10 protein-coding genes are annotated in these 9,611 nt (G+C 42.1%); 7 read left to right on the plus strand and 3 right to left on the minus strand.

All coding sequences use genetic code 11. The features are described 5' to 3' along the window. Nucleotides 1–453 (plus strand): WD40 repeat domain-containing protein (locus V7K25_RS29785; RefSeq protein WP_442948133.1); only part of this gene is annotated, 453 nt, incomplete at its 5' end. 104 nt (nt 454–557) lie between these two features. Here the strand turns inward: V7K25_RS29785 and V7K25_RS29790 are convergent. Then, complete coding sequence (locus tag V7K25_RS29790) at nt 558–839, minus strand: type II toxin-antitoxin system VapC family toxin (protein ID WP_335163242.1); 282 nt, start codon at nt 837–839, stop codon at nt 558–560. A 160-nt stretch (nt 840–999) separates the two neighbouring features. After that, on the minus strand, nt 1,000–1,341 hold the full coding sequence (locus V7K25_RS29795; RefSeq protein ID WP_335163244.1) for a type II toxin-antitoxin system HicB family antitoxin: 342 nt from the start codon (nt 1,339–1,341) through the stop codon (nt 1,000–1,002). A gap of 177 nt (nt 1,342–1,518) precedes the next feature. On the opposite strand from V7K25_RS29795, the gene V7K25_RS29800 reads away from it, so the two are divergent. Next, the gene (locus tag V7K25_RS29800; RefSeq protein ID WP_335163246.1) at nt 1,519–2,289 is read left to right on the plus strand and encodes a 2-phosphosulfolactate phosphatase; all 771 of its coding nucleotides are present in this window, start codon (nt 1,519–1,521) and stop codon (nt 2,287–2,289) included. A 155-nt stretch (nt 2,290–2,444) separates the two neighbouring features. On the opposite strand, the gene V7K25_RS29805 is transcribed toward V7K25_RS29800, so the two are convergent. Beyond that, a complete protein-coding gene (locus V7K25_RS29805; RefSeq protein ID WP_335163248.1) occupies nt 2,445–2,975 on the minus strand; it encodes a hypothetical protein in 531 nt (176 codons plus the stop codon). Nucleotides 2,976–3,513: 538 nt separating this feature from the next. On the opposite strand from V7K25_RS29805, the gene V7K25_RS29810 reads away from it, so the two are divergent. From V7K25_RS29810 to V7K25_RS29830, 5 genes are all read left to right on the plus strand, one after another. Next, nucleotides 3,514–6,792, plus strand: a complete 3,279-nt coding sequence (locus V7K25_RS29810) for a phycobilisome rod-core linker polypeptide (RefSeq protein WP_335163250.1) — start codon at nt 3,514–3,516, stop codon at nt 6,790–6,792. Between the two features lie 432 nt (nt 6,793–7,224). Beyond that, the gene (apcA, locus tag V7K25_RS29815) at nt 7,225–7,710 is read left to right on the plus strand and encodes an allophycocyanin subunit alpha (RefSeq protein ID WP_109007264.1); all 486 of its coding nucleotides are present in this window, start codon (nt 7,225–7,227) and stop codon (nt 7,708–7,710) included. A 65-nt stretch (nt 7,711–7,775) separates the two neighbouring features. Then, nucleotides 7,776–8,264 (plus strand): allophycocyanin subunit beta, encoded by a 489-nt coding sequence (apcB, locus tag V7K25_RS29820; protein ID WP_094349822.1) that lies wholly within the window; start codon nt 7,776–7,778, stop codon nt 8,262–8,264. 223 nt (nt 8,265–8,487) lie between these two features. Beyond that, a complete protein-coding gene (locus tag V7K25_RS29825; protein WP_179064020.1) occupies nt 8,488–8,694 on the plus strand; it encodes a phycobilisome linker polypeptide in 207 nt (68 codons plus the stop codon). A gap of 414 nt (nt 8,695–9,108) precedes the next feature. Next, the coding region (locus V7K25_RS29830; RefSeq protein ID WP_335163254.1) for an FtsW/RodA/SpoVE family cell cycle protein at nt 9,109–9,611 on the plus strand (503 nt) is incomplete at its 3' end.

Raw genomic sequence — 9,611 nt, forward strand, 5'->3', positions numbered from 1 at the left:
ACTCTCCAAGCGCATTCCGACTCGATTTGTTCGATTGCCTTCAGCCCAGATGGCAAAATCCTTGCCAGTGGGAGTTATGACAAGACTATCAAACTATGGAATGTAGGCACGGCAAGAGAAATCTACACCCTTAAGGGGCATTCCTCCTATGTTAATTCCGTAGCTTTCAGTCCAGATGACAAAATTCTGGCCAGTGGGAGTTATGACAAGACTATCAATATCTGGCAGCTTGCATCATTAAGCAATACAGCTACTTCATCTTCAGTTCAGCATACTCAATCTCAAGTTTCGCAATCATCTATTGGTATGGTTGTATTATGGTGGTTTTTCGTTATTTGGTCTATTTTATTGTGTTTTACTAGTGTTGTCTCTGGTTTTGTTGGTGGGTTTTTGATGGGGGCTATAGGGATTGGGTGTTGTTGGGGTTTTTATCGATGGTTTTGGCGATTTTGATAAATTTCTGCTTACTGGGCAAAATAAAGAATACTGGGAAACTAATAATATTCAATAAAGTTTTTAACTATTAAACAAATAGGTGAATTTAGCCTAGAGACAAATTAAGATATAGTCCAATCTTCTAAACGCAAATTAGGAACTTTCTCAAAATCCTTCCGGTTGCGAGTAACTAAAATACCATTCACCGACAATGTAATTGCCGCAATGCGTAAATCTTGTGTACCAACGCGAATTTTTTGCTTAACTAACTCAGCATAAATATTGCCAGCATCTTCGCTAAATTCCAGGAAATTAATACTATTTAAATCATCTAATGTATCTTGGAATTTAGCATAAGCTAAAATTAATTTACCTGATGAATCAGCCCTATTAATATTATTCATTCTTCCCGTATTTGTTCAGTAGCCGTTACAATAATTATTGCAATATCTTGAGGATTAAATATATTTAATTGCTTTCTAATAGATGGATTACCCCTTTGGAGCAAAGATAGGTGATCGGTATCTAATATTCTTAAATTATTCACATCTAAATTTACCTAAACTACCTTCTCTCATCTAATTCGCGCCGATATTCTTCTATATATTCCAGCATCTCATCAAATTGCGGATCATCTTTATATTTACCAGCTATTTTTAACCAAGGGTTTTCTACTACTTGGGGTACTTCAATTGCTAAAGTGACTATCTTGGCAGATTCTAAACGATTTTGCAAACTTTGACTAAGTTTTTCTATAGCTTCCGTTTCTGTATTTCCTAAACCTTGACAGTCTGGTAAACCTAGCAATGTTGCTTTAACTGTACCATCTGGTTGATTTTCAATCAGCACATCATAATTTAACTTGGGTACAGTATTGTTAGGATAAGTTTTTACAGTTAAATTCATAATATTTTTAACCTGGAAGTTTTATATTGATTATAACTGCTGACCTACTTACTGCTAACTTGAGAGTTTATACGTGTTAGCGTAGCGTTTCGTAGAGAGGCTCAAACTCTCAAGTTAGCACGTTTTGTGCTGACTACAAACCTTTAGGAATTTACACTGCCTTACTTAATATATGCTTTGATTTTTATCATATTGTCTTTTGCGATCGCACCAATGATTTACAACCAATTGGAGTTTAATTTACGCTGTGAATGGGGGTCACAAGGAGTTGCTCAACTCGCTCCCATCAGTGATGTAATTGTAATAGTTGACGTTCTCTCTTTTTCTACCTGCGTGGAAATTGCTACAAATAACGGCGCGATAATTTTTCCCTACGCATATAAAGATGAATCAGCCATAGATTATGCCAAATCAGTACAAGCAGAATTAGCAAGTCATAGACAACGTTGGACAACAAGCGGATATTCTCTCTCGCCAAAATCGGTGACTCAGATTTCTGCTGGAACTAGACTAGTTTTACCTTCACCTAATGGTTCTTTTTTGACATTACATACAGGGAATACACCAACTTTGGCTGGGTGCTTGCGAAATTGCCAAGCTGTAGCGCGGTTTGCTCAAACGTATGGTGATAAAATCGCTGTCATTCCTGCCGGTGAAAGGTGGAAAGAAGATGATAGCCTCCGCCCTGCATTTGAAGATTTAATTGGTGCTGGAGCAATTCTTAGTTATTTAGATGACAGTCTATCACCAGAAGCTGAAGTTGCTGTGACAACATTTCAAGCTTTCCAGCAGGATTTACTGGGGTACTTGAAAAAATGCAGTTCGGGTAAAGAGTTGATTGAAAGAGGTTTTGAGTCAGATGTTGAACTGTCCGCCGCCTACAACGTTAGTGATTGCGTGCCTTTCTTTACTGATAATGCTTATGTAAATTCTAGGCTACAGGCTTAAGAGACTTCTAAATAAAACATATCCCAAAACTGACACAAAAATCCTCTCTATTTCTCCTCTCTCTGTGTTCTCTGCGCGGCAGTCGCTCATAGGGGAAACCCCCAAGACCGCGCTGCCTTGTCTCTGTGGTTAGTTTATTTCTTGGAAATCCCTAATTAAACGTCGCATTGATTGGTTTGACAAAATTTCGCATTATCTATAAACTCTTGCAACTTATTCAAGGGAATTATTTGCAATGATGACCCACCTTGTACCTCAGCAGCGATGTAAGCAAACTTTTGCCCACGATAAAACTGGTCACGTCCAACTTTAGTGATATGCTTAGACTTTTGGAAGTCATTGGCAATATTAGAATTATAAATATTTTGTAATAATTTCACTGCATTGGCATTTTTTGTGGTGAATTTGAGGCGTTTATCACCACTAACTGTTATGCCTTCTTTATTCACTATCCCATTTTGAGAAGTGACATCAGCATAAAAGTATAAATTTCCCTTTGTACCCTCGTAGCCGTGGGCTTCGCTGTTGTATCTCAGTGTTGGTAGTAAAGGTCTAGTCTTTGCCCACTTAACAACGGTGCTGATGTTTTGCTCTGGAAGGGCATTTGCAGGAGTGATAGCTAAAATAACTGCGATCGCAGACAGTGTAGCATTGAATAAATAGTTAAATTTACAACTTTTGCTCATAGTATTTTCCCTATATAAAATGTTGATAGCTAAAGCTTAATTCAACGGCTTTTAAGAATTATTTGCCGTCAGCCTTATTTATGAATATCTAGCCGCTAGTAGCAAAAACAACTTAACATCGACTAATGACTACTGTCCACTGACATTGCCATAGGGAATTTGATTTCAACTAAAATTTTGTATAAGTTGTAATAATCGTAGGGTGGACACTGACACAAACATCAAAATAGAGCCTTCCGGCATCAGTAGACCGTGCCTAGCCTATTTCTTAGTTACAAAACTTAGATTTTGTCTCAGCCAAAAAAGAGTATGTACTCTTAAGACTGGATGCATCTAAGCTACAGGTTCTACACACTTCTTAATAAACCAGCTTTGAGAACGCAAAACGTTCTAATCTAAAAGCTAACCGGGTTAATTTACTGGCAGTTTTGCAGGCAGTACTCTCAAGCTTATAAAGCACAGACACGCCGATGTGTCAAGCCTCAAAGCGATCCAGACTTAACACATAAATGATTATGATGGGAGTTTTACAAATCCGATGAGTGTTAAGGCAAGTGGTGGAAGCTCAGTTGCGCGTCCGCAACTATATCAAACCCTAGCTGTAGCGACAATTACCCAAGCCGAGCAGCAAGACCGCTTTGTGGGAAGTGGTGAATTAGATGAACTGGCAAGCTATTTTGCATCTGGTGCAAAGCGTCTAGAAATTTCCCAGACGCTGACGGATAATGCCGAGATTATTGTATCTCGCGCTGCCAACCGGATTTTTGTCGGTGGTTCGCCAATGGCTTTTTTAGAAAAGCCCAGAGAAATAGAAATAGTACCTGTTAGTGCTGGTGCTAATGTTCAGCAAGGGATGCAACTGGGAACTGTAACCTACGTTGAAAGTCGTGGTGGGTTCTTAGAAAATTTACGATCAATATTTAACTCATCCCCCAGTGGTCCGACACCTCCGGGTTTCAGACCAATTAACATTGCTCGCTATGGCCCAAGCAACATGGCCAAGAGCTTGCGGGATTTATCCTGGTTCTTGCGCTACGCTACCTATGCGATCGTTGCTGGCGACCCCAACATCATAGCGGTGAACACACGGGGTTTGCGGGAAATCATTGAAAATGCCTGCTCTGGTGAAGCAACGCTAGTAGCTTTGCAAGAAATCAAAGCCGGGTCACTTTCCTTTTTCCGCAAAGATGCTGAGGCTACAGAGATTGTGTCTCAGTACATGGATGTTTTGCTAACAGAATTCAAAGCAGCCACACCTTCAAATAAAGTCCGCCAACGCCCTTCTGGCGACCAGCAAGGGTTGGAACTGCCACAAATTTACTTTAATGCGGCAGAACGGCGTCCCAAGTTTGTAATGAAAACTGGGTTGTCAAGTAGCGAAAAAAATGAGGTTATCAAAGCGACCTATCGACAAATCTTTGAGCGCGATATTACCCGTGCTTATAGCTTGTCGATATCTGACCTAGAATCCAAGGTAAAAAATGGCGACATCTCCGTGAAGGAATTTGTCCGTCGTTTAGCTAAATCACCCCTTTACCAAAAACAGTTTTACCAGCCTTTTATTAACAGCCGAGTCATCGAACTAGCTTTCCGTCACATTTTGGGACGGGGCCCAAGTAGCCGCGAAGAAGTACAAAAATACTTCTCGATTATTTCTATCGGTGGTCTAGCAGCCTTAGTAGATGCCTTAGTAGATTCTGCTGAATACAGCGACTATTTTGGCGAAGAAACAGTACCCTACCTCCGGGGTCTGGGACAAGAAGCACAAGAATGTCGCAACTGGGGGCCGCAGCAAGACCTGTTTAACTACAGTGCGCCTTTCCGCAAGATACCTCAGTTTATTACCACATTTGCTGCTTACGAACAACCACTACCAGACCAACATCCCTATGGTTCTGGGAATGACCCCTTGGAAATTCAATTTGGGGCGATTTTCCCGAAAGAAACTCGCAACCCCAGCACCCGTCCGGCTCCTTTTGGCAAGGATACCAAGCGTATCCTGATTCACCAAGGGGCAGGGATTAATAACCAAAATAGCAATCCTAACGCGCGGGGTGAAGCTCCTGGTACCCTTGGGCCCAAGGTGTTCAAGTTAGATCAACTGCCTGGTACTATTGGTAGAAAAGCTGCCAAAGGTTCTAGCGTCAGATTCTCTGAAAGCTCGACGCAAGCACTGATTAAAGCTGCTTACCTGCAAGTTTTCGGTCGCGATCTTTACGAAGGTCAGCGCCCAAAGGTATTGGAAATCAAGCTGGAAAACGGTGACATCTCTGTACGAGAGTTTATCCGTGCTTTGGCTAAGTCGGATGTATTCCGCAATCTGTACTGGTCATCGCTTTATGTTTGTAAAGCGATCGAATATATTCACCGCCGCTTGTTGGGTCGTCCTACTTATGGTCGTCAAGAAATCAACAAGTACTTTGACATCGCTGCTAAACAGGGCTTTTACGCGGTAGTTGATGCCATTATTAACAGCGTAGAATACAATGAAGCATTTGGTGAAGATACAATTCCTTACGAACGGTATCTGACTCCTGGTGGTGTATCAGGGCGACAATTGCGCGTTGGTAGTATTCGTGAAGATGTTGCGGCGAAAGTTCAGAAGGAAGTAACGCCGAGCTTTGTGACACTGGGTACAGTCACAGAAAATCGGTCAGAACCAGATATTCAGTTCCGCATTAACCAAGGCGTCAGCAAGCAACGCGAACAAACCAAAATCTTCAAATTGGTGGCGAATACCAGTGACAAAGTTGCAGTAAAAACTTTGATTAGTGCTGCATATCGTCAGATTTTTGAGCGCGATATTGCCCCCTATATTGCCAAAAATGAATTTACGGCGTGGGAAAGCAAGCTGGGTAACGGCGAAATTAGTGTGAAAGAGTTTATTGAAGGTTTGGGTTACTCTAACCTCTACCTGAAAGAGTTCTACACACCTTACCCCAACACCAAAGTGATTGAGTTGGGAACCAAACACTTCTTGGGACGTGCGCCACTAGACCAAGCAGAAATCCGTAAGTATAACCAGATTTTGGCTACTCAAGGTATTCGTGCCTTTATTGCTGCTTTGGTAAATAGTGTGGAATATAACGAGGTATTTGGTGAAGATACGGTGCCTTATCGTCGCTTCCCGACCCTACCTGCGGCAAACTTCCCGAATACAGAGAAGCTTTACAACCAGCTTACGAAGCAAAACGATGACGTAGTTGTGCCTAGCTTTAAACCCGTGCAACCACGCGTTGGAGTTAGTAATGATACGCCTCTTTTGGCGCAGGCGATCGCAGATATAGCAGCGCAAACAAATGGTCAGCTTTCCTTTGCTGAACTGGGCCGTTCCTACAACGATGGGAGCGGACAATCAGTGGAAGTAGCTGTGCCTAAACATGCACGTATTTACCGTCTAACTGAAACCACAAACCAAGCCGAAAGACAACAGGCAATCAACGCCATTTACCGTCAAGTCTTGGATATATTTAGCGGTGAAGTACCTGATAATTTCCGCCGTAGTGACCTAGAGGACAAACTCCAGAATAGTAAAATTTCTGTCCGGGAGTTTGTGCGTCAACTAGCTAGTTCCGAAATCTATCGCCAGCGCTTCTTATCACCTTATCCTCATGCCAAGGTGGTTGAGTTCCTCTTCCGTCACCTGTTGGGGCGTACACCCGCAGCTCAGGAAGAAATTCGCCAGTATCACAATCTGCTAGCTGACAGTGGTTTGTCTGCTGCTGTAGAAGCAATAGTGGAGAGTCCAGAATATAGCTGTTACTTCGGTGAAGATGTTGTACCTTACAACCGATTCCCAATAGGGAATAGGGAATAGGGAATAGGGAGTAGGGAATAGGGTACAGATGATTTGCTCCCTGCTCCCTGCCCCCTGCCCCCTGCCCCCTGCCCCCTGCCCCCTGCCCCCTGCCCCCTGCCCCCTGCCCCCTGCCCCCTGCCCCCTTCGTAATCTTTCGTAATATTGCTCTCAGATTAGAGCTAAAACTCGAAATTCTGAAAGACAATATTACAAAGTGTTAAGAGCAGTCATAAATGCTCAACAGAATGCCGGAAAATGTTTTGCGGAAGGTAACTGAGTTTCAAAGCTTGTTTACTTGTGTTGACTCAAGAAAACTCGTAATTTATTAGCCGTAACAGTTATTAAACTGTTGTATCTAAAAGAACGAGAAAACAAACTCAGTGAACCGAATTTAAAGTCGCACTAGTTTAATCAAATCCTGGTTTCATTCGTATTTGGAGGAATCCATTAATGAGTATCGTCACGAAAGCTATCGTGAATGCTGATGCAGAAGCTCGCTACCTCAGCCCTGGTGAATTGGATCGGATCAAATCCTTTGTTGCTACTGGTGAGCGCCGTGTGCGGATTGCTCAAGTTTTGACAGAAAATCGTGAACGCCTGGTTAAGCAAGCTGGCGATCAACTGTTCCAAAAGCGCCCTGATGTTGTGTCTCCTGGTGGTAACGCTTACGGTCAAGAATTGACTGCTACTTGTCTGCGTGACCTAGATTATTACCTCCGCCTCGTTACCTACGGTATCGTTGCTGGTGATGTTACCCCCATCGAAGAAATTGGTGTTATCGGTGCGCGTGAACTGTACAAGTCCTTGGGAACTCCTATTGATGGTGTTGCTGAAGGTATCCGTGGGCTGAAGAATGTAGCTACTACATTGCTGTCTGGTGATGATGCTGCTGAAGCTGGTACTTACTTCGACTACTTAGTTGGTGCCCTGCTATAGGGTGATGCTGTTTCTCTGCCGAAACACAAGTATTGCAATACGGTTGGAAATAAGGAATTAACAACATGGCTCAAGACGCAATTACTGCTGTAATTAACTCCGCAGACGTTCAAGGTAAATACCTAGACGCTTCTGCTTTACAAAAGCTAAAAGGCTACTTCGCTACTGGCGAACTGCGGGTACGTGCTGCTAGCACCATCAGCGCTAACGCTGCTGCGATCGTTAAAGAAGCTGTAGCAAAATCTTTGCTATACTCTGACATCACTCGTCCCGGTGGTAACATGTACACCACCCGCCGCTATGCAGCTTGCATCCGTGATTTGGACTACTACCTCCGCTATGCCACCTACGCTATGTTAGCTGGCGATCCTTCCATTTTGGATGAGCGTGTATTAAATGGCTTGAAGGAAACCTACAACTCTTTAGGAGTTCCCGTTGGTGCTACCGTGCAAGCTATCCAAGCAATCAAGGAAGTAACCGCTAGTTTGGTTGGTTCCGATGCTGGTAAGGAAATGGGTGTTTACTTAGACTATATCTCTTCTGGCTTAAGCTAAGAACTAGTTTGCGCTTAAGAATTTAGGTGCGACTTTATTAAGGTCTGGAAATCAGCCGTGAGTGCTAGAACGTTATATTGCTTATCTTGGTAAATTATCACTGATGAGTGTTGGTGGTCTAGTATTGATGTTTGATTTCCAGCCTTTGAATGATTAAAAGATTTGCACTCAAGATTTTGAGATAAAAAAAGTTTTCACAAATTTTACAGGAGATTTTCAAAAGATGGCCCGTTTCTTTAAAATTACTGCTCTAGTTCCCAGCCAAACCAGAATTCGTACCCAACGCGAACTCCAAAATACTTACTTCACTAAGCTAGTTCCTTATGAGAATTGGTTCCGCGAACAGCAACGCATTCAAAAAGCAGGTGGCACAATCATCAAGGTAGAACTAGCAACTGGTAAGCAAGGTGCTAATACTGGGTTGTCCTAATTGCTGTAGATAAAACATTATTTTAGAGAATTGGTAAGAGGTCAGCAAAGACCTCTTTTTTGTGGCTAGGATTTTTGAAAATCAAAAGTTCAACATCCTGTGTCAGAAATTCAAGAATATATCAAGGAAATTGAGTTAGATTTTTTACTAAATGATTTGCCAAAAATCCTCAATTCGATGGAAATAGGAGCCGAACGGATCTCAAATTAAGTCATTTACAATATTTTTTAGTATAAAAAAGTGCCTAAAGACTGCGTAGTAGCGATCGCAATCTATCATAAATACTGAATTAGCAATGTATTAAATTTGATAGATACAAGATTTATAGTTGTAAAGCCTGCTGATGAGTTATAAGTTATGATTTATGAGTTTTATTTCTAACTCCTAATTCCTAACTTTTTACCTGTACTGCTCGTGAATCTACGCCGCCTGATTCCAATTTTTGATAGTTCAGTCTCCAACTGGGCATTAGAAGCGCGGCTGTTGCGCTGGTTAACGTTGATTTGGCTGTTCGTCGGCTTGATCATGCTATTTTCAGCATCCTATCCTGTCGCTGATGGCAATCATCATGATGGGTTGTACTACTTTAAGCGTCAACTGCTCTGGGTCTTAGTTTCCTTAATCGGATTCAATATTATTGTTAATTTGCCATTGCAGAAAATTTTGGGAGTATCCCATTGGTTTTTATTACTGTTTTTGACGTTAATTTTCATTACACTGATCCCAGGATTAGGAAAAAAGGCTTTTGACGCAGCGCGTTGGATTGCGATCGGGCCTATTCCGATTCAACCCTCAGAATTAATTAAACCTTTTTTGGTGCTACAAAGTGCGCGGCTTTTTGGTCAGTGGGAACGAATCAGTTGGCGGGTTCGCTTGGCTTGGTTGGGTATTTTCGGTCTGGTACTTTTAGGAATTCT

The sequence above is a fragment of the Nostoc sp. genome, from assembly GCF_036919495.1.
Classification (GTDB): domain Bacteria; phylum Cyanobacteriota; class Cyanobacteriia; order Cyanobacteriales; family Nostocaceae; genus Nostoc.

Coding starts and splice junctions, on each gene's coding strand:
- V7K25_RS29790 (WP_335163242.1), bottom strand. CDS start 839: ATGAATAATATTAATAGGGCTGATTCATCAGGTAAATTAATTTTAGCT.
- V7K25_RS29795 (WP_335163244.1), bottom strand. CDS start 1,341: ATGAATTTAACTGTAAAAACTTATCCTAACAATACTGTACCCAAGTTA.
- V7K25_RS29805 (WP_335163248.1), bottom strand. CDS start 2,975: ATGAGCAAAAGTTGTAAATTTAACTATTTATTCAATGCTACACTGTCT.
- V7K25_RS29810 (WP_335163250.1), top strand. CDS start 3,514: ATGAGTGTTAAGGCAAGTGGTGGAAGCTCAGTTGCGCGTCCGCAACTA.
- apcA (WP_109007264.1), top strand. CDS start 7,225: ATGAGTATCGTCACGAAAGCTATCGTGAATGCTGATGCAGAAGCTCGC.
- apcB (WP_094349822.1), top strand. CDS start 7,776: ATGGCTCAAGACGCAATTACTGCTGTAATTAACTCCGCAGACGTTCAA.
- V7K25_RS29825 (WP_179064020.1), top strand. CDS start 8,488: ATGGCCCGTTTCTTTAAAATTACTGCTCTAGTTCCCAGCCAAACCAGA.